Source organism: Chloracidobacterium sp. (assembly GCA_016715795.1).
Classification (GTDB): domain Bacteria; phylum Acidobacteriota; class Blastocatellia; order Pyrinomonadales; family Pyrinomonadaceae; genus OLB17.
In genome coordinates, this window is the sequence record JADJXP010000002.1 from 1,176,062 (window position 1) to 1,196,526 (window position 20,465).

13 protein-coding genes are annotated in these 20,465 nt (G+C 54.5%); 11 read left to right on the top strand and 2 right to left on the bottom strand.

Going from position 1 to position 20,465, the window contains the following annotated elements; all coding sequences use genetic code 11:
• The first annotated feature begins 6 nt into the window (after positions 1-6).
• From IPM59_10355 to IPM59_10370, 4 genes are all read left to right on the top strand, one after another.
• Positions 7-3,003 (top strand): molybdopterin-dependent oxidoreductase, encoded by a 2,997-nt coding sequence (locus tag IPM59_10355; protein ID MBK9215982.1) that lies wholly within the window; start codon positions 7-9, stop codon positions 3,001-3,003.
• Positions 3,004-3,101: 98 nt separating this feature from the next.
• Complete coding sequence (locus IPM59_10360; protein MBK9215983.1) at positions 3,102-3,752, top strand: hypothetical protein; 651 nt, start codon at positions 3,102-3,104, stop codon at positions 3,750-3,752.
• A gap of 170 nt (positions 3,753-3,922) precedes the next feature.
• Positions 3,923-5,365 (top strand): hypothetical protein, encoded by a 1,443-nt coding sequence (locus tag IPM59_10365; GenBank protein MBK9215984.1) that lies wholly within the window; start codon positions 3,923-3,925, stop codon positions 5,363-5,365.
• 309 nt (positions 5,366-5,674) lie between these two features.
• Positions 5,675-9,079: an error-prone DNA polymerase gene (locus IPM59_10370; GenBank protein ID MBK9215985.1), complete on the top strand. Its 3,405-nt coding sequence runs from the start codon at positions 5,675-5,677 to the stop codon at positions 9,077-9,079.
• Between the two features lie 27 nt (positions 9,080-9,106).
• Here the strand turns inward: IPM59_10370 and IPM59_10375 are convergent, their stop codons facing one another.
• Both IPM59_10375 and IPM59_10380 read right to left on the bottom strand, forming a co-directional pair.
• Positions 9,107-11,017 (bottom strand): 4Fe-4S binding protein, encoded by a 1,911-nt coding sequence (locus IPM59_10375; GenBank protein ID MBK9215986.1) that lies wholly within the window; start codon positions 11,015-11,017, stop codon positions 9,107-9,109.
• Positions 11,018-11,216: 199 nt separating this feature from the next.
• Positions 11,217-11,591 (bottom strand): LuxR family transcriptional regulator, encoded by a 375-nt coding sequence (locus tag IPM59_10380; GenBank protein MBK9215987.1) that lies wholly within the window; start codon positions 11,589-11,591, stop codon positions 11,217-11,219.
• Positions 11,592-11,985: 394 nt separating this feature from the next.
• Between IPM59_10380 and IPM59_10385 the strand changes: the two genes are divergently transcribed.
• The 7 genes from IPM59_10385 to IPM59_10415 are packed head-to-tail and all read left to right on the top strand — an operon-like array spanning position 11,986 to position 20,464.
• The gene (locus tag IPM59_10385) at positions 11,986-12,444 is read left to right on the top strand and encodes an Rrf2 family transcriptional regulator (protein ID MBK9215988.1); all 459 of its coding nucleotides are present in this window, start codon (positions 11,986-11,988) and stop codon (positions 12,442-12,444) included.
• A gap of 58 nt (positions 12,445-12,502) precedes the next feature.
• The gene (locus IPM59_10390; GenBank protein MBK9215989.1) at positions 12,503-13,351 is read left to right on the top strand and encodes a c-type cytochrome; all 849 of its coding nucleotides are present in this window, start codon (positions 12,503-12,505) and stop codon (positions 13,349-13,351) included.
• Entirely contained in the window at positions 13,348-16,989 is a 3,642-nt protein-coding gene (locus tag IPM59_10395) for a nitrate reductase subunit alpha (GenBank protein ID MBK9215990.1), read from the top strand. The genes IPM59_10390 and IPM59_10395 overlap by 4 nt, the downstream gene beginning before the upstream one ends.
• A gap of 14 nt (positions 16,990-17,003) precedes the next feature.
• Positions 17,004-18,500: a nitrate reductase subunit beta gene (gene narH, locus IPM59_10400; protein MBK9215991.1), complete on the top strand. Its 1,497-nt coding sequence runs from the start codon at positions 17,004-17,006 to the stop codon at positions 18,498-18,500.
• Positions 18,501-18,509: 9 nt separating this feature from the next.
• A complete protein-coding gene (locus IPM59_10405; GenBank protein MBK9215992.1) occupies positions 18,510-19,148 on the top strand; it encodes a hypothetical protein in 639 nt (212 codons plus the stop codon).
• Between the two features lie 17 nt (positions 19,149-19,165).
• The gene (gene narI / locus IPM59_10410) at positions 19,166-19,873 is read left to right on the top strand and encodes a respiratory nitrate reductase subunit gamma (protein ID MBK9215993.1); all 708 of its coding nucleotides are present in this window, start codon (positions 19,166-19,168) and stop codon (positions 19,871-19,873) included.
• A 3-nt stretch (positions 19,874-19,876) separates the two neighbouring features.
• Entirely contained in the window at positions 19,877-20,464 is a 588-nt protein-coding gene (locus tag IPM59_10415; GenBank protein ID MBK9215994.1) for a cytochrome c3 family protein, read from the top strand.
• The last annotated feature ends 1 nt before the right edge of the window (position 20,465 follow it).

Consider the following 20,465-nt stretch of genomic DNA (forward strand, 5'->3'; position numbering starts at 1 on the left):
CATTCAATGCAAAAACACACACCATCATTCATCGAACGGCTGGCGGAGACGCTTCATCTGATACCGAGCCTTCATGGTGCGGGTGAGGATGATATTCCGCCGATTCGGGAGGCGGGGAATTTGACGGATTATCCGCCGCCGGAGCGGTGGGACGATTGGGTCGAGTATGAGGCGACGAGCGGGCAGCGGCGGGAGAAGCGTGAGTATCAGATCGTTCCGACGACGTGTTTTAACTGCGAGGCGGGCTGCGGGCTGCTCGCGTATGTGGACAAGGAAAGTTCGCGTGTGCGCAAATTCGAGGGCAATCCGTATCATCCCGGCAGCCGCGGGCGAAACTGCGCGAAAGGGCCGGCGACGATCAATCAGATCAACGACCAGGACCGCATTCTTTATCCGATGCGGCGAAAAGGGAAGCGCGGTGACGGCGATTGGGAACGCGTGACATGGGACGAGGCGCTCGACGACATTGCGGCGAAGATTCGCAAGGCACTGGTCGAGGACCGACGCAACGAGGTTGTCTATCACGTCGGGCGGCCGGGGCACGAGGGCTTTATCGACCGCGTGCTGCAGGCGTGGGGCGTCGACGGACACAACAGCCATACGAATATCTGTTCGGCGGGAGCGAGATTCGGTTACGCGATATGGCAGGGCTACGACAGGCCTTCGCCCGACCATGCGAATGCACGTTTTATCTTATTGATCTCGTCTCACCTCGAGTCGGGCCACTACTTTAACCCACACGCCCAACGCATCATCGAGGGAATGATGAACGGCGCCAAACTCGCCGTCATGGACACGAGATTGTCTAACACTGCATCCATGGCCGACTACTGGATGGCGACGTATCCGGGCAGCGAGGCGGCGGTTTTGCTGGCGATGGCATCGGTGATCATCCGCGAGCGGTTATACAACGAAAAGTTTTTGCGCGATTGGGTGAATTGGCAGGATTCGCTTGAAGCATTTCGGAGTGCGGGCACTCCTGTCCGCATGAGTGCGAAGCACGAAAAAGAGCCGAAGTCATCAAACAAGACTAGCGCTCCGGGTGCGACGTCGGGTCTCGCCGGAGGAACCGGCGATGCGGACAAGAGTGTCCGCGCTCCATCCGAGTTCGAAGACTTTATCGCGGAACTCGATGCTTTTTATTCGGAGTACACACCGGAATTCGCCGAGCAGGAAAGCGGTGTCAAGGCCGAGACGATCATCGAGGTCGCGCGGCAGATCGGCAAAGCGGGAACTCGATTCTCCTGCCACAACTGGCGCTCGGCCGGTGCCGGGAATCTGGGCGGCTGGGCAGTTGCTCGATGTATACATTTCCTCAGCGTCCTTGTCGGTGCCGTCGGCACAGAGGGCGGCACGCTGCCAAGCGCCTGGAACAAGTTCAAGCCGGCGGGCTTTTCGACGCCGCCCGCGCAGAAGTTTTGGAACGAACTGCATTTTCCCAACGAGTATCCGCTCGCTCATTACGAAATGAGCTTTCTGCTGCCGCATTTCCTGAAAGACGGAAGAGGGAAGTTAGCGGCGTATTTCACACGCGTCTTCAATCCCGTATGGACTTATCCGGACGGCTTTAGTTGGATCGAGGCCCTTTCGGACGAGTCCAAGATCGAGCTGCACTGCGCACTAACGCCGACGTGGAACGAAACCGCCTATTTCGCCGATTACGTCCTGCCCATGGGCCACGGCAGCGAGCGGCACGACCTGACAAGTTATGAAACGCATTCGGGAATGTGGATATCGTTTCGACAGCCAGTTTTACGAGAAGCTGCGCGACGGCAGGGCCGCGAGACGGCCTTTACCTACGAGACAAACCCCGGTGAGGTCTGGGAAGAGGACGAGTTTTGGTTCGAACTGTCGTGGCGGATCGATCCGGACGGCTCGCTTGGTATAAGGCAGCACTTCATGTCGCCGTATCGGCCGGGCGAGAAGATCACTATCGACGAGTATTATCGGTTCATCTTTGAGAACACAAAGGGCCTGCCCGAAGTCGCAGGGAGAGAAGGGCTTACGCCGCTCGACTACATGCGCAAATACGGCGCGTTTGAGGTCGAAAGGGCCGTTCTCGAAAAACACATGGACCTCGTCCCGCAAAACGCGGTGGCCGACGCCGAAATTGACGCGGAACGCGGCGATGCTCGTAAGAACGGCAAGATCATCGCGGCAATAGTTGATGACAAACCGCGCGTTGGATTTAATACACCTTCGAAAAAGCAAGAGCTGTTCTCACAGACCACCGTCGATTGGGGCTGGCCGGAATACGCGTTCCCGACATACGTGAAGAGCCACATCCACACCGACCATTTCAACGAGAACGAAATGGTCCTAGTGCCGACATTTCGTCTGCCGACGCTGATCCATACACGGTCGGGCCAGGCAAAATACCTCGCCGAGATATCAAACCGCAACCCACTCTGGATGCATACGTCCGACGGCGAACGGCTTGGGATAAAGACCGGCGATCTGGTGCGTATCTCGACAGATATCGGCTATTTTGTAAACCGCGCCTGGGTAACCGAAGGAATGCGCCCGTCAGTTGTAGCGTGTTCGCACCACATCGGCCGATGGCGACGTAAACAGGATGCTCCGTCAAACCGTTGGTCCACCAATCAGGTCAAGGTTTACGAAGAGGAGCCCGGCAAGTGGAAGATGCACGTGGTTGAGGGAATCGGCCCCTACAAGAGCGCCGACCCGGATACATCACGCATCTTCTGGACCGACGGCGGCGTACATCAGAACATTACTTTTCCTGTCCATCCCGATCCAGTCTCAGGAATGCATTGCTGGCACCAAAAGGTCACCGTCGAACTCGCCCACGAGGGCGATGAGCACGGCGACGTGTTTGTCGATACGAACAGATCTTTCGAGATCTACAAAGAATGGCTCGCGATGACTCGTCCCGCTCCCGGCCCTGACGGCTTGCGGCGGCCACTGTGGCTGGCACGCCCGCTGAGGCCCGCCGAAGAGATGTTCTACATCCGTAACGGCGGCAAAAACTCCGACAAGTAGACTTTCACCTTATTTCACAGATGAATGCTTGCTTTATCGCGGCAGGCGGGCTATTCTATTCAATACGTTGCAGTGTTGCAACGTATGTTGCATAACGTATGCCGACCACACTTGCCCTTGTAAAAAGTACCTCTCAACTGCAGCAGGAACAGCGGCATTGGGACGAAATATCGCTCGATGCGTATGGGCTGGCCGTTGTCCGTGGGGCGATAACCGAGGTCTCGGGCGGGCCAAGCACGGGCAAAGTAAGCGTCGCGCTGTCGCTGCTTGCAAAACTCACGGCCGAGGGCGAAGTCTGTGCCGCCGTCGATGCATGCGGCGGATTCGATCCGACAACGGCGGTTTTAGCGGGCGTCGAGCTTCAGAATCTATTGTGGATCCGCTGCGGCGGCGATGTCGAAAGGGCATTCATGGCTGCCGATCATCTGGTGCAGGCGAAAGGATTCGGGGCGATTTGGCTCAATCTCAACGGCCTCTCTGAACGCACTCTTCGCATGGTGCCAAAGAGCTACTGGTTCCGCTACCGCACCCGGATCAAAGAAACGCCGACGATCTTACTGGTAACCGCTGCCGAACACCTTACGGGCTCGGCGTCACAGCGGTCGTTCACGGCAACACGCACAAACACGCTTTGGTCAGGGACGGGAAATTTCAAGCTGCTGCGGGAATTGCACCTCGATCTTTACTCGCGCAATGAGATCGGCTGTCCGCTGACGACACGGATAGAAATGGATTATTCGGAAGTTTAGTCCTTATGAATTGCCTCCACCTTTAGGTGGAGGTAAATGTCCTACTTGACTTCGGGCTTTAGCCCAAAAATTTGGCTAAAGCCAAGATGTGGATGAGCTTTTAACCTCCAGCTACGGCTTTAGCACTCGGCCGCTCTGGGCCGAGAACCTGGAGGCAATTGATAAAGAATATGTCCAGATTGTACAGCTGCATAATCTCATCCAACGACAAACGTGACCTCGTCGCCGTTGCTCAACAGTTTGCTCATACGATCCAGACCACCGACGACGGCATCGTATTCGACGTCAGCGGCCTTGAGCGGCTGATGGGCAAGCGGAACCGCATCGAGCAGCGAATACTCGCAGCGATGCAAGCTGCGAATGTCTCGGGCTGTGTCGCCGTGGCGGACTCGGTCGATACGGCAGTTTTGCTGGCGCGGCAAGGAGGAAAACAGGCTAAAGTTCTGAATACCCCAGACAGATTTTCTCAACTGCCATTAAAAGATCTCGCGATCGAGCAGGATACGATTAACGTCTTTAGCGAGTTAGGTTTACATACCGCCGGCGACCTGCTTGCGGTGCCTCACAACGACCTCGTCGGACGATACGGCCGTCAGTTTACCGATGTCATCGATGTGCTCGAACAAAAAGGCCGCTCGCTCATTACGCCGAATATCAAAGAGAATCGTGTGTCCTGGAGCTTTGAACTGGACAATCCGGTTGAGGATTTTGGGCAATTGATCTTCCTGCTCAATCACGGCATCGAACAGCTGTTTACACAAGTCGATCACGCCGGCTTCAGCACCGAGCATCTCGATCTCAAGTTCAAATTGCGAAATAAGACAGAAAGGTCCTATGAGATAAAAACGTCTTTCCCGACAATGGAGCGCAGCTTCTGGCTCAAGCTAATAAACCTGCGTGCGGCGCTCGATCCGCCCGAAGAATCGATCACGACAGTCAATGTCGTGGTCCATTTCACGCGCGCGCGGCCCGCGCAACGCGGCTTGTATGCTGTCTCACGCCCTGAGCCTGAAAACCTGCTGCTGACGGTCAACAAACTGCGAAAGATTGTCGGCGAGGAGAATGTCGGAGTGCCTGTATTACTCGATCAGCGTGCAGCTAAGCCGTTTATATTGGATGCCGAGGCTATTCCCGGTGTAGATACCGACATTTCGAGTAAACGAAGCAGAGAAATGCGGCTCGGCCGCTCTATTTGCGGAAAAGCTCCGCTTTTCCGGGAGCGACCCACTTCCTTCGCGGCTATGCCGCCGCCTCACCAAAACGGCGGCATAGCCGCAGGAAATAGTGACCAGCCTTCGGAAAAGCAGAGCTTTTCCGCAGATAGAGCGGCAAAGCCGCGAGAAACAACGCCATTAGTATCCACCATCTCCTTTATTCACTATCGCCCGCCAGTCCGCGCCGAAGTGCTCGTTAGAGACAAACGGCTGGTTTTCGTCAAAGCACGCCATTTTGCCGCTCATATAGTCAATTACAGCGGCGTCTGGAAAGGGAATTCACGATGGTGGGACCAGCCGTGGCGGACACTGGAATGGGACATCGAGGTCGAAGGACAAGGCGTTTATCGCCTTTGCAAGGTAAGAGATGAGTGGTTTTTGACGGGTGAATATGACTAAAAAAGTTTTTTTCAGAAAATACCGGGACAGAGCCAAAATGCGTTGATAACTCATTTAGATGCAAGGTTTAGACTGTCCCACACAGGTGCGGGACACTAGCGGGACACCGAACGTCAGCAGAGGGGAAGTTATATGACTGAGAATTTTTCTTCAAAAGTGGCGGGACAGACCCAAATTACGCTGATAACTCATTTAGATAGGGAGTTTAGAGTGTCCTGTGGGGGTGCGGGACACTGCGGGACAGCAGGGCAAAGGTAAAACTTGAAGAAATGACGATAAAACATTGATACAACAGGGAATTGGCAGGTTATGTTTTCGGAATTGCACACTCGCTCGGCGTTTAGTTTTCTCTCTTCCGGCTCGCAGCCGCAGAGATTAGTGACGCGCGCCGCTGAGTTGGGAATTCTGGCCGTCGCACTGCTCGACCGCGACACGGTCGCCGGGGCCGTGAGGTTTCATTTCGAGGCGAAGGAACATGGAATCCAGCCGATCATCGGCGCCGAGATCACGATGGACGACGGCAGCCTGCTTCCGCTCGTCCCGCTGAACCTCACTGGCTACCAAAATCTCAGTAAATTGATCACCACGATCAAGCTCCGTCACAAAAAGGGTGAGCATTTTGCGACGCGAGATGATATTGAGGAACACTCGGCCGGATTACTGTGCTTCACAGGCGGAGCCGATGGATTTATCCACAACAGCATCAAACAAGGCCGCGGACTCACCGACCTTGCGTGGCTCAATTATGTCTTTGAAAAGCGGCTTTATGTCGAATTGCAGCGGCATCATCTTCGTCACGAAGAGCATATCAATCAGACGTTGCTGGGTTACGCGCACAAGCTGAAACTTCCCATTTTTGCGAGTAATGGAGCGTATTACGCCGACGAGCATGACCGCGAGCTTTTTGACGTTTTTACATGCATAAAGAATCACACGACGATATACGAGGCGGGCAAATTACTGAGCGAGAACAGTGAGCGGTATCTCAAGAACGAACAGCAGATGCTGCGGCTGTTTGCCGACATGCCTGAAACTGTCGAGGTCACGAACGAGATCGTCTCACGTATTGATTTCTCGATGGATGAGCTGTCCTACAACTTTCCTGATTATCCTGTGCCCGCCGGCGAAACGGCCGATGCCGTGCTGCGTGAGAAGGCCATCGCACGTTCATTCGAGCGGTATCGCGACAAGACATGGCATTTGAGGTCGCAGGTCCGGGCCCGGCTGGAAAAGGAATTTCGCGTGATCGAGATGAAAAAGCTCGCGGGCTATTTCCTCACCGTCTGCGATATCTCGGATTTTTGCAAAGAGAGTAATATTCTCTCGCAAGGGCGCGGCTCGGCGGCTAATTCGGTCGTCTGCTACGCTCTCGGCATCACAGCAGTCGAGCCGATCGGCAACAAACTGCTTTTTGAGCGTTTTCTCTCAGAGAAATACGAGCAATATCCCGACATCGACATCGATCTGCCGTCGGGCGACGACCGCGAGAGCGTTATCCAGCACGTTTACACCAAATACGGCCGCCGCAGCTCGGCGATGACGGCGAATGTCATCTGCTATCGCGGCAAATCGGCTGTCCGCGAGGTCGGCAAGACGTTTGGCTTTGGCGACGACGTGCTGAAGCGTCTCTCAAAACTCAATTCGCATTATGAGACGTTTAAAGGCAAGGAGTTGGACCATCGGCTAAAGGAGGCGGGCTTTGACCCGACGGCCGATCAGGCGTTACGCAAATTTGCCGAGATATATCAGCGAATCCTCGATTTTCCGCGACATCTCGGCCAACACTCAGGCGGCATGGTCGTCTCGCTCGGGCGCCTCGACGGAATCGTGCCGATCGAGCCTGCGTCGATGGAAAACCGCTCGATCATCCAGTGGGACAAGGACGATTGCGAGGCCCTAAAGATCGTCAAGATCGATCTCTTGGGGCTCGGCATGATGGCCGTCCTCCGCGACACGATCACGCTGATAAAGGAACATCACGGCGAGGACCTCAGCCTTTACAGACTGCCATACAATGATCCTGCGGTCTTCGATGCCCTGCAAAAAGGCGACACGGTCGGAATGTTTCAGGTCGAGAGCCGAGCGCAGATCGCGTTCTTGCCAAAATCGAAACCTGCAAACTTTTACGACATTGTCGTCCAGGTCGCGATCATTCGGCCGGGCCCGATCGTCGGGCATATGCTGCATTCATATATCAAGCGTCGGCAGGGCCTGGAGCCGGTCACATATCCGCACGAATCGCTAAAGCCCGTGCTCGAACGCACGATGGGCGTGCCGCTGTTTCAGGAACAATTGCTCAAAATGGCGATGGACATCGCCGGTTTCACAGGCTCTGAGGCCGAGGAACTGCGGCGGGCGATGGGCTTTAAGCGGCCTGACATCAAGCTAGAGAAGATCGGCCGGAATCTGCGGGCCGGAATGACCAAAAACGGTATTTCTAAAGAGGTTCAGGAGCAGATCGTCGATTATGTAAAAGCTTTCTCCAACTATGGTTTCCCCGAATCGCACGCCTACAGCTTCGCCCTGCTCGCATACGCCTCGGCGTATTTCATCATCCACTACCGCGCGTGCTTTATGGCCGCGATGCTGAATAACTATCCGCTCGGCTTCTACTCCGCAGCAACGCTCGTCAAAGACGCGCAGCGGCACGGCTTGCACTTTCGCCCATTGGACATAAATCGGTCGGACTATATCTTCAAATACGAAGAAGGCGATGTACGTGTCGGGCTGAAGTTCGTTCGGGGATTACGTAAAGAGATCGGTGAAGCGATCGTGGCCGAACGGCAGGCCCCTTCGCGGATTCGTCGCTCTATTTGCGGCGAAGCTTGCTTCGCCGGCGATGTTACCAATTCTTTGGTGGCTACGCCGCCGCTCTCCGCGAACAGCAGCGGCATAGCCGCAAGGCTTATAGATCAGCCCCCGGAAAAGCATAGCTTTTCCGCAAATGGAGCGGCAGGGCCGCAGTGCCGATGCGGATGGTACACCTCCATCGCCGACCTCATAGAACGCGTGCCTGAGATCAATAAGAAGGAGATCCGAGCACTCAGCATTGCCGGTGCGCTCAATTTAGACAACACGGTCCATCGTCGCGAGGCTCTGTGGCAATCGGAGTTGGAGATACAGCCGAGTGGAGAACTCTTCGAGAGCGGCCGTGTCAGTAGCCCGACCGTAAGGGAGGGCGCCGATCAAATAGCGGGAGCTCAGGTACAACCGACATGTTGCGATGAAGGGCATAAGCAACGGCCTGCGATCCGCAGCGGAGCCCTCCCTTACGGTCGGGCTACTGACACGCCGTTTCTTCACCGCATGGAGGGCATCGACCTCGTTGATGCCGACCTGAGAAAGACAGGCATCTCGATCGGCAAGCACCCAATGGCGTTCGTTCGAGATGAGATGACGCGGCGCGGCGTTATAACGGCCATTCAGTCGTTAAACCTCAAAAAGAATCAGGTCGTTTCTGTCGCTGGAGCGGTCATCATCCGCCAACGGCCTATGACGGCTAACAACGTCGTCTTTATCACGCTAGAGGATGAGACGGGCTTTGCCAACTTTGTCGTTATGCCTGACAAATTCGAGCAATACCGCTCGGTCATCAACACGAACGACTTTCTGATGATCCGCGGCATCTTTGAGGAGCGGGGAATGCTGAAGGCTCTGCACTTCACGCCGGTCAATGAGGTCGCGACCGAGGTCGTGTCACACGATTTTCGCTAGATCTTTGACAATTTTACGTTCTTTGGACTAATAGGCCGGATTCTTGCGCAAACGGAACTTTGGATCGAAGCGTCTGGCCTGTTCGAAGTGGATGTTTGCAAGGTCCTTCATCCCGAGGTTGTTAAGCCGAAGGCCGAGCATCCAGTGGAAACGAGGGTCGTTTGGCGTTTTGCCTGCCGCATCCCTCCGGTGAACGTCCGCTTTCTCTTCGTCACCTGCCACGGAGGCGGCCCCGGCGAGCATTAGGTGGGCCAATACAAGGCCTTCATTCGATTCGATCGTAGAGTTCCATTCCTCCACGGCAGCCTGCTTTTGGCCAAGCCGCCACAGGGCCTCGCCCTTTTCTTCGCGGGCGACCGCGAGATCGGGACGTTCGGAAAGCGCCTGGACGAGGTCCGCCAATGCCTCCTCAGGCCGGCCGAGACGATTGAGGATCGATCCGCGATAATGAAGGATAAGGGCCCTTTCTCGTCCAGTAAGCCGTTCGGCGGATTCCGCCAATAGCTCGACCGCCCGCGTCGCGTCACCGGACAGATATTCGAGCCATGCCCGCTTTGAGATGGACTCTTTGTTCACGAACAGAGCACTCGCCGCTGCACGGTCGAAATACGCTTGTCCGTTGTCGATACTCTTGAGATCGGCAGCAGACAGCCACTGACGAGGATCGGCCTCGGCGAGGGCCAACTCGTCAGGGACCCTGATACTCTCAAACGCGTTGGCACCAGCTCGTTCATTATAATGTATCCATCCACTGTGTCCATTAAGCCCCGTCCACAAGGCGGCGAAGGCAAGGAATGCCCATCCGGCCTTAGTTATCCTGCCGGACGTTTTCAAGCTATATCGGTAGAAGGAAAGGTCGCTAACCTGAAGCAGCCTGAATACTCGCAACACGAGATAAGTCGTGACAAGTGCGATCCCTAGGGCCATCAACATCGGAACGAGTTGGTAAACGCTCCAAACAGCGAGCAGGCTTGCAAAAAAGACGACGGCACCAAGGATCTCTTCCGGCCAGGTAAGCGAATATGCCTGCTTCAAACGATTTGATCCCGGGCCGGCGATCGCGGGCTTGCCAAAGCCGAAATATAGAGCGTCCTGCGGACACACGCTTATGCAATCCATGCCGCGGTGACAGTTTGGATCAACTACCATCCCAAATCGCTTGACCTCGGTGTGGACACGCACGTTTGACGTGCAAACGGCTGTACAGTGGCCGCATTGATCGCAGTCATCGGTAACGCGGATCTTACCGAAAGATAGCTTGTCAATAAGCGTGTAAAACCCGCCATACGGGCACGCATAGGTACAAAAGCCTTTAGATCCAAGAAAATAGACGGTCACAAAACCGCATATGAACAGGAAAGGAATGGCAACGGCGACGGGCGGGAAGGTTGCCCAAAACTCCGTGGTGATAAGTTGATTCGTAAATTGCGGTATCAGCGGTTCGGCCTTCGGTTTTGTGAAATATCGGAGCACAGTCGGCCAGACGAACATATAGAGGCCGGCCATCAGTGGAATCCAGACGAGCAATCTTGACCGAAACAGCTTTGGCTTTAAGCCAAGCTTTCCCAGTATCCATGTGCAGAGGTCCTGGAGCGAGCCCATATGACATGCCCATCCACAGAAAAAGCGACCTGCGACAAGCGTTGTGAGGAGGGCAAGTGAGAAGAAGATGAGCCCTGCGTTGATTGCACCTCGCTGTAGCGTGTACATTGCCTCAGCCGGCTCTATCGGCGCGACGGTCTCACCCATCATTCGCCATTGGACGATGTGGGCGATCATGAGCAGGTTGAGTGTGATCAGGACCGCGGCGCGCCATCGAGCGATCTTTGACTTCGGGACTTGCCGTGGCTGTGAGATCGCGGCCGCTACATCGGGCTTAATTGATACATGGTCGTCCGCCATCAATCGTGTGTCCTGAGCATTTGAACGCTTCACCATTTCTATCTCGGAAGTATGGGTACGCACAGGCCGAAATGGGAAACAGAAATAACAACATTAGGTTCGAAAGCGACGTAAGAATATGACTTAGGTCATAGGTAGCAAAGAAGGGTGGTTCCTGAGGGCTTTTTGTTCGAAAAGTGCACCACAACAGGCCGCGAAAGGCCGATCCAAATACGAGGCCTGGGATTATTTTGGTTCAGATCAAGCCCGATAGTTCGGCACGACGGACGGCTTCGAGGCGCGAGTGTGCATTGAGCTTCTTGAGGATATGCTGAATGTGATTATCAACGGTATTTGGACTGATGTGCAGGGAATCGGCGATGGCCCGCGTCGGTTTTCCGACGCCGACCAACTTGAGAATCTCGCGCTCCCGTGCGGTTAACTCGGTCTCAATGATGGCCGAGTGACTCTGATGGATCAGCGAAACCGCTTCATCTTGGGGGATCTTGACTTCAGTTACGAGAAAATCTCTGACCATTAGCTCTAATCGCTTCCGGACATCGATTAGTCGCAGAATATGGACCGTGAATGGGTCTCTGGAGCCATTTTCGTAGGCAATGATGACGGACATATTACACCAACGCCTTCCGTCAGGGGTGTCGACCTGAAGATCGAAGTGATGAACTGGATGCCGCTTGCTGGCAGCTTGTTTAATAGAACAGTTTTCCGAACATACCTTGCCGCATTCATCGATACCCTTGATCAGATGATGACACTGTTTTCCGATTGCCTCTGCGGCACCTATACCGACGAGGGCGTTCGCCGATTCGTTCCATGCGACGACGTATCCCGAGCTATCCGTCGCGAAGGCGGCATCAGCCGTTCCCTTTACAAGCTCCTGGATACCTCTAAGACGCACCACCTATCTCCACTATAAAAATGATACTAAACCACCATTGCCGAATTTTCACCCTTAGCCAAAGATTATTTTAGGACAAAAATATAGCTTATTCCGAGTTTCGCTGATGATCCTGTCCAAAACCACCGGTTATGGAGTGAAAGCCTTGGCATATCTTGCCGGAAAGGATGATGCGAGTGTTTGCGGACTTCAGGAGATCGCTGAAACCGAAGCTATCCCTCCGATCTATCTGCGAAAGGTCCTGGGTGAACTAAGACGGCATCGTCTCCTGCGCTCGATAAAGGGCGTGCATGGCGGATATGCACTCTCGCGAAAACCCGAGACCATTACCGTCTGGCAAGTAAACCAGATACTAGCACCAGATCCATATTTCGATGAATGCATCCTGGGCCTCGGACTTTGTCAGCCAGGCGAGGCCTGCGGTCTGCATGAGAAATGGCAGAAGATCCGAGAGGACTACATCGACCTTTTGGAGACGACGACCATCGCTCAGATAGCGGACACGCTGAGAACGCAGAACCGTGTGCAAAAAATTCATGAGTCGGAGATCTATGGAAACGCATGAGGCCAAAAGAATGAAATTCATAGGTAGGCATGTCGATCGACATTGGACGCTAGCATTAATGATGCGACTGTCCCGCACTGCTCTCGTGATGGGAACGGTTCTATGTCTCGCAGATTCGAATTGGGGGCAAGCTGACGGCCAGAAGCTGTTTGAAAGCCGATGCTATAGCTGCCATAACATCGGCGGCGGCGACAAACAGGGGCCCGACCTGAAAGGGCTCACCGACAGACGCACCAGCGAATGGATAGGAGAATTCACAAAGTCACCGGTGACCATGAAAGGTAAGGATCCTGTGGCCGCTGAACTGTTTCAGAAGTATTCTCCGACGATAATGCCCGACCAGTCGCTAACGCCCGAAGAACTCGCAGCACTGATCGCTTTGATCAAAGACCTCTCGACCAAGAATGAGATGTTTGTTCCGGCCGGGGCGAAATTGGCGAGGGACATAGTCCCTGACGATATTCCGGCTGGCCAGAGACTTTTCACCGGGCAAGTAAGACTTGCGAACGGCGCGGCGGCCTGCAACTCCTGTCATAGCGTGGACGGAACCGGGGCCCTTGGGGGCGGGACGCTCGGCCCCGACCTGACCGCAGCTAATGTAAAGTACCGTGATCCGGAGTTGATAACGATCTTGCAGAATCCTAATTTTCCGACAATGAACACCATTTTTAAGGACCGAAAGCTCACGGACGAGGAGGTCGTCCAGGTCTTCGCCTACTTACAGCATCTGAAGCAAACGAACCCGGAGGCAAGGGTTGTGCCCACGCAGCCGGCGGCGACTATCGAGCCACGGTTCCTGATCCTCGGCTTCGGCGTGACCACGCTCGCTCTCATAGGCATGAATCTGATGTGGCGGAAACGATCTCATGGGGTTAGAAAACAACTTGTTCGGAGGTCGAAGATATGAACTGGATCAAAGATCTCATTAGTCCCAAGACACGGTCGTGGGAAGAATTCTACCGCAATCGCTGGCAGCACGATAAGATCGTCCGCAGCACGCACGGCGTGAACTGTACGGGCGGCTGCAGTTGGAACATATACGTCAAACAGGGAATTGTTACCTGGGAGATGCAGGCGCTGGACTATCCACTGCTGGAAGATGGTTTACCGCCGTATGAGCCGAGGGGCTGCCAGAGGGGAATCTCTTACTCTTGGTATCTCTACAGCCCGATCCGGGTGAAGTATCCGTACTTCCGCGGAGCTCTTCAGGATCTTTGGCGCGAAGCAAGAGAGAAGCACGCCGATCCTGTCGAGGCATGGGCGTCGATCGTTCAAAATCCCGAATCGCGAGCCCGTTACCAGCGTGCGCGCGGTAAGGGTGGATTTCGCAGGGCAAGTTGGGATGAAGTGAATGAGATCATAGCAGCTTCGCTGATCTACACGATCAAGCAGCACGGCTCGGATCGTATTTTCGGCTTCTCACCGATACCTGCAATGTCGTTCCTTTCGTATGCCGCCGGATCGCGGTTCCTGCAGCTGTTAGGCGGCGTAAATCTCAGCTTCTACGATTGGTACTCCGATCTGCCGCCGGCTTCACCGGAGATCTTCGGTGAGCAGACCGATGTCTGTGAGAGTGCCGATTGGTATAACTCGAAATTCATAGCGGTTATGGGGTCTAACCTGAACATGACCCGCACGCCCGATTGTCACTTTGCAGCGGAATCACGTCATAACGGCACAAAGATGGTCGTGCTGGCCCCGGACTTCAGCCAGGTCTCAAAATATGCGGATCAGTGGATACCTGTCCACGCCGGGCAGGACGGGGCATTCTGGCAGGGGGTAAATCATGTCCTCTTGAAAGAATTTCATCACGAGAAGCAAACCGAATATTTTCTGGATTATTCGAAACGCTACACTGATTCTCCATTCCTTATCGAACTCGTCAAAACAGAAAATGGCTATGAGGCTGGACGGCTTGTCCGGGCAAATCGGCTGTCGCGGTACAAGAATGAGGAGAATGGCGACTGGAAGTTCCTTGTCTGGGATGAGCTTTCAGGCTCGCCGCGGATGCCGGGCGGCACGGTCGGCCAGCGGTGGGAGAAAGAAGGCGGAAGATGGAACCTGGAGTTCAGGGATCCGGCAAACGGTGACGACATTCTTCCGCAACTGTCATTGATCGATGAACCTGACGAGGCAACCGAGGTGATCTGTCGGGAGTTTGGAACGGATGCCCTTTTCAAGCGAGGCGTGCCCACCCGCACGATCGATACCGAAGACGGAAAAGTCCTGGTGACGACGATCTACGATCTCCTCATGGCCCAATTCGGCGTTGACCGTGGTCTCGGCGGCGACTACCCAAAGGGGTACGACGACGAGGCCCATTCGTACACACCCGCATGGCAGGAGAAGTTCTCCGGTGTCGGCAGGGATACCGTGATCAAATTCGCCCGCGAATGGGCCATAACCGCCGAGAAGACCGAAGGCAAATGCATGGTCATTATCGGCGCCGGTATCAACCATTGGTACCACAACAATCTGATCTATCGTTCGGCTATCACGGCCCTAATGCTGTGCGGATGTGTCGGCAAGAACGGCGGTGGTCTTAACCACTATGTCGGGCAGGAGAAACTCGCCCCGGTAGCACCGTGGTCGACGGTGGCCTTTGCTAAAGATTGGGTTCCCGCATCGCGGCTACAGAACGCTCCCTCGTGGCATTACATCATGAGTGAGCAGTGGCGCTACGAGAGAGAGTTCAAGGAGTATCACACCGTGCCCGACAACACGGCAGTGAGCGATAAAACCGGTGAGATCGCTCACATTCACGCAGCTGATGTGCAAGTGAAGGCTGTTCGCAATGGATGGCTCCCATTCTATCCGCAGTTTGAAAAACAGAATACCGATTTGATCGCGGAAGCCGCGGCCGACGGAAGTCAGGACGACGCCGGTGTGATTGACCGGGTGGTCAACGACCTTAAAGAAAAGAAACTACGCTTTTCGGTTGAAAATCCGGGTGCGCCTGAGAACTTCCCCCGTGTCTGGTTCATCTGGCGCGGCAATGCTCTTATGTCGAGTGCGAAGGGACATGAGTATTTTCTTAAGTACTACCTGGGCACTCATAACAACAAGATATCCGAGCCCTGCGCGGAAGGGTCGGTCAAGGACATCATGTTTGAGACCGAGCCGCCCCCGGGAAAGATGGATCTGGTTGTAGATCTGAATTTCCGAATGGACACATCAGCTCTTTATTCAGATATTGTCCTGCCAGCTGCGACGTGGTACGAAAAGGCCGATCTGAACTCGACTGACCTCCATTCATTCATCCATCCACTTTCAGAAGCAGTGCCGCCAGCTTGGGAGTCGCGTAGCGACTGGGAGATCTTCCGGGGGCTCGCCAAGAAGGTGAGTGAGATGGCCGAGAAGCACCTGCCGTCGCCAGTGAAGGATCTGGTAGCTGTCCCTTTGTCGCACGACTCGCCGGATGAGATCACTCAGCCGGAGATCAAGGACTGGTCAAAGGGAGAATGCGAACCCGTCCCGGGCCGGTCGATGCCGCACCTTAAGGTCGTTGAGCGAGACTATCCCAATCTCTACAACCAGTTTATCTCGCTTGGCCCCCTTGCCCGGAATAATGGGATGGGAGCACACGGCGTCAAGTATGAGATCGCCGATGTCTATGACGAGGTCGTGAATTCTCGTTCCTATCCGATCGTGGAATGGAACGGCGAGAAGTATCCATCGCTCAAGCGGGCCGAAGAGGCTGCTAATATGATCCTGCTCTTCGCGCCTGAAACGAACGGCGAGTTGGCGTATCGAGCGTATCAGTATATCGAAAAGAAGGTCGGACTTCCGCTCGCTGATCTCGCCGAGAAGGCGCGTGACGCTCGTGTTACGTACAAGGATCTGCAGGCGCAACCGCGGCGACTACTCAATAGCCCGATCTGGTCGGGCCTTACAAGCGACGGAAGGGCCTACGCACCGTTCACGTACAACTACGAACGAATGGTCCCTTGGCGTACGCTCACGGGACGACAGCATTACTATCAAGATCATGAAGGCTATGTCGCGTTCGGCGAGAACCTGCCGACCTATAAGCCTTCACCGAAACCGACCGATTTTGGCGATATCAAACTCAGTCCTCAGGGAGCTAAGACGCTTGCGTTGAACTATCTGACGCCACATGGCAAGTGGCATATTCACTCGACCTATTATGACAACCACCGAATGCTGACGCTCTCGCGCGGCATTGAGCCGTTGTGGGTCAACGATGAAGATGCTGTTGAAATGGGGCTCAACGATAACGACTGGGTTGAGGCCTATAACGATAACGGTGTCGTCTGCACTCGCTGTGTTGTCAGCGCTCGCATACCTCGCGGCGTCTGTATTCAGTATCACTCACCAGAGCGGACGATCAGCATTCCAAAATCGCCGATGCGTGGAAATCGCAGAGCAGGCGGCCATAACAGCCTCACTCGAGTGAGACTGAAACCGGTCTTGATGATGGGTGGCTACGGCCAATACACATTCCATTTCAATTACTGGGGACCGACGGGCGTCAACCGCGACACTTTTATTTTGGTGAAGAAGCTGGACAAGCTGAACTGGTAGACAAGGACAATATTATGGACGTCAGACTACAGATCTCAATGGTGTTCCATCTGGACAAGTGCATTGGCTGTCACACGTGTTCTATCGCCTGTAAGAATGTTTGGACCGATCGCAAAGGTGCCGAATATATGTGGTGGAATAATGTCGAAACAAAGCCAGGGACCGGCTACCCCACCGCATGGGAAGACCAGGGCAAATATAAAGGCGGATGGGAACAAAAGAACGGTGGCAAACCCGAACTCAAAATGGGTAAGCGTTCATCGAGGCTACTGAATATCTTTCACAACCCCGCCCTGCCGCGAATGGATGACTACTACGAACCGTTTACCTATAAATATGAGGACCTTTTCGATTCACCGGAAGGGGCCGACCAACCGACGGCTCGTCCGATATCGATGGTCACCGGCAAGTTCATGGATATCGAGGCCGGGCCAAACTGGGATGACGACCTCGGGGGGTCACCGGTGTACGCCAAAAATGACCCTAATCTTGAAGGCCTCACGCCCGAGCAGCGACAGGAGCTATTCGACGTCGAGCGTCTTGTTTTCTTCTATTTGCCGCGAATCTGCAACCATTGCCTAAATCCGGGCTGTGTTGCCGCTTGTCCATCAGGAGCGATCTACAAGCGTGGCGAAGATGGCGTTGTCCTGATCAACCAGGAAGTATGCCGCGGCTGGCGCATGTGTGTCTCGGCATGCCCTTACAAGAAGACCTATTACAATTGGTCGACCGGCAAAAGTGAGAAATGCATCCTCTGCTTCCCGCGGCTCGAGACCGGTCAGGCACCAGCCTGTTTCCATTCGTGTGTAGGACGCATCCGCTACCTGGGCGGATTGCTTTACGATGCCGACAGGCTCGTGGATTCACTGAAGGTGGACGATACCAACCTTGTCGACGCCCATCGAGACCTGATCCTCGACCCACGAGATCCGGTTGTCCGGGCAAACGCAAAAAAGAATGGAATCGATGAACGAACCTTAGAGGCTATCGAGCGCTCACCGGTGTATCGCTATGTAAAGGAATGGAAATTGGCTCTGCCGCTCCACCCCGAATTCCGCACGCTGCCCATGCTCTTTTACGTTCCGCCTCTGTTGCCGGTAATGGCTAAGACGGAGGACGGCGTTTACGATGCGGCGAACGAAGAATTATTCAGTCCGATCGACAAGGCTCGTCTGCCTATACAGTATCTCGCAAGCCTCTTCTCGGCGGGAAACACCGACCACGTCAGCTATGCACTCCGAAAGCAATATGCGGTTCGGATGTTCAAACGCTTAGAGACCGTTGGCGATGTTGACACCGCTGTAGTTAGGCAAGCCTTGGCCGAGTGCGGAATGGACGAGGCTGAAGCTGAGGCGATCTATCGGCTCACCTCTTTGCCGACCATGGACGAGCGGGTTGTGATTCCGCCGTCGCATCGAGAAGAAGCCATGGCAATGCTCGACGACAACATGTGGGAACAGAAAGGTTCGGCCGGCTTCGGCTTCCGCGAAGCCCCGGCCAGAGGAGCATAAAGGAGACGCGTGAGAGAAGAAACCATCCAGATCACCCGTGAAAGACATGTCGCCGATCCGGTTCGGTACGCTGAATCTCAGTCGGCCGATGCCTCCGCGGATTTTTTTCTTTCGAGGGACTCCGTCCGCCTGCCTGCGAGCTTCGCCGACATCTTCGAGTATCCGGGTGATGACTGGCCCCAACGAGTAGCTGCCCTATCCGCAGCTTTGTCCGGCACCTCTTGCCGATATGACTCCTTTGAGAGGTTCTGTCTGAAGATAGGCTCGATGTCACTGATCGAACTCCAAGAGCTTTATGCCCAGTCATTTGACCTCAATCCGAACTGCGCTTTGGAGATCGGTTATCACCTTTTTGGAGAAGACTACAAACGGGGCGCATTCCTTGCAAATCTTCGTGAGGCCGAAAGTGCCTTTGAGCTTGGACAGGAGCGACAGTTGCCAGACTACTTGCCGGTATTGCTCAGATTGCTCGTTTATCTTGAGGATGACGAGTTAAGAGGTTCCCTCGCAGGCTACTGTCTGATTCCCGGGCTTAGAAAGGTAGCTGCCGCCCTCAAGGAGCACAACCCATTTGCGCAATTGGTCAGCGCGTTGCTGTCAACGCTTGAGGAGGTAATCGCAAACAGACTGCCGCGTGCTGCCGCGTAGCCGGTCGAGGTAAAGCTATGATGGACTATCTTTTCTTCATTGTTCTTCCATACATCGCTGTGACTCTGCTTGTCGTCGTGTCGATCTATCGATATGTCACGAACAAGTTCTCGTATTCAAGTTTGTCCTCACAGTTTCTCGAAGGGGACGAACTCTTCTATGGGTCCGTTCCCTGGCACATCGGCATCATAGGAGCTCTCACGGGTCACGTCATCGGTTTCTTCTTTCCGAAAGAGGTCCTTTGGTTCAACGGCGTTCCGCTTCGGCTTTATGTACTCGAAACTACGGGATTCGTCTTTGGCTTGTTGGCTCTGATAGGCATCGTCGCGCTGGTGTGGCGGCGGATCACAACTTCCCGAGTTCGGTCGGTCACCTCCGCCGTCGATACGGTCGTATTGATACTTCTGTTTGCACAGGTAGTGCTTGGTGTTTACACGGCGCTCTTCTATCGTTGGGGTTCGTCTTGGTTCGCAGCTTCACTTGTACCATACCTTCGCTCGCTGTTCTTCTTTCAGCCTGATCTCGCCAACATTCTGCCGATGCCCCTTGTCGTTAGGCTTCACATTATCAATGCGTTCTTGCTTGTTGCGATCTTCCCATTTTCGCGACTTGTCCACATGGTTTCGATACCGCTGACTTATCTGTGGCGGCCATATCAGGTCGTAATTTGGAACTGGAATCGGCGAAAGACACGGGCCCAGTATCCGGCGTCTTTATCGAGGTGATCCATGAGTCTCAGAACGCTTAAGATCCTGTCGATCCTAATAACCGTCATAGGTGCTGTCTTCGTGTGGCAGACGAGCACTTTTAGTGTTTTTGGAGACCAGTTCGGTTACGAACCGATCCAGCCGATCAACTTTTCACACAAGCTACACGCCGGTGATAACAAGATTTCGTGCCTCTACTGTCATTCTTCGGCAGACAAGTCTAAGGTCGCGGGTATACCCAGTGCATCGCTCTGCATGAACTGCCACACAAAGATCCTGCCGGATTCGCCAGAGATCCAGAAGATCACAACGGCCTTAAACGAGAACAGACCGATCGAATGGGTCAAGGTGAACGATCTTCCTGACCTGGCCACTTTCAATCACAGTCGGCACGTGACATCGGGGATCAACTGTCAGGCCTGCCATGGTCCGATCGAAACTATGGAGCGCGTCTCACAGCAGAACGCCTTCACGATGGGGGACTGCGTCAGCTGCCATCGCTCGCATCGCGAGGTGACATTGGATGAGACCGGCCGGCCACAGATCTCAAGAGAGAATACTCCGAAGCGACTGATGGCTTCGACTGATTGTTCGGTTTGTCACCACTGAC

Coding starts and splice junctions, on each gene's coding strand:
- IPM59_10355 (MBK9215982.1), top strand. CDS start 7: ATGCAAAAACACACACCATCATTCATCGAACGGCTGGCGGAGACGCTT.
- IPM59_10360 (MBK9215983.1), top strand. CDS start 3,102: ATGCCGACCACACTTGCCCTTGTAAAAAGTACCTCTCAACTGCAGCAG.
- IPM59_10365 (MBK9215984.1), top strand. CDS start 3,923: ATGTCCAGATTGTACAGCTGCATAATCTCATCCAACGACAAACGTGAC.
- IPM59_10370 (MBK9215985.1), top strand. CDS start 5,675: ATGTTTTCGGAATTGCACACTCGCTCGGCGTTTAGTTTTCTCTCTTCC.
- IPM59_10375 (MBK9215986.1), bottom strand. CDS start 11,017: ATGGTGAAGCGTTCAAATGCTCAGGACACACGATTGATGGCGGACGAC.
- IPM59_10380 (MBK9215987.1), bottom strand. CDS start 11,591: ATGTCCGTCATCATTGCCTACGAAAATGGCTCCAGAGACCCATTCACG.
- IPM59_10385 (MBK9215988.1), top strand. CDS start 11,986: ATGATCCTGTCCAAAACCACCGGTTATGGAGTGAAAGCCTTGGCATAT.
- IPM59_10390 (MBK9215989.1), top strand. CDS start 12,503: ATGATGCGACTGTCCCGCACTGCTCTCGTGATGGGAACGGTTCTATGT.
- IPM59_10395 (MBK9215990.1), top strand. CDS start 13,348: ATGAACTGGATCAAAGATCTCATTAGTCCCAAGACACGGTCGTGGGAA.
- narH (MBK9215991.1), top strand. CDS start 17,004: ATGGACGTCAGACTACAGATCTCAATGGTGTTCCATCTGGACAAGTGC.
- narI (MBK9215993.1), top strand. CDS start 19,166: ATGATGGACTATCTTTTCTTCATTGTTCTTCCATACATCGCTGTGACT.
- IPM59_10415 (MBK9215994.1), top strand. CDS start 19,877: ATGAGTCTCAGAACGCTTAAGATCCTGTCGATCCTAATAACCGTCATA.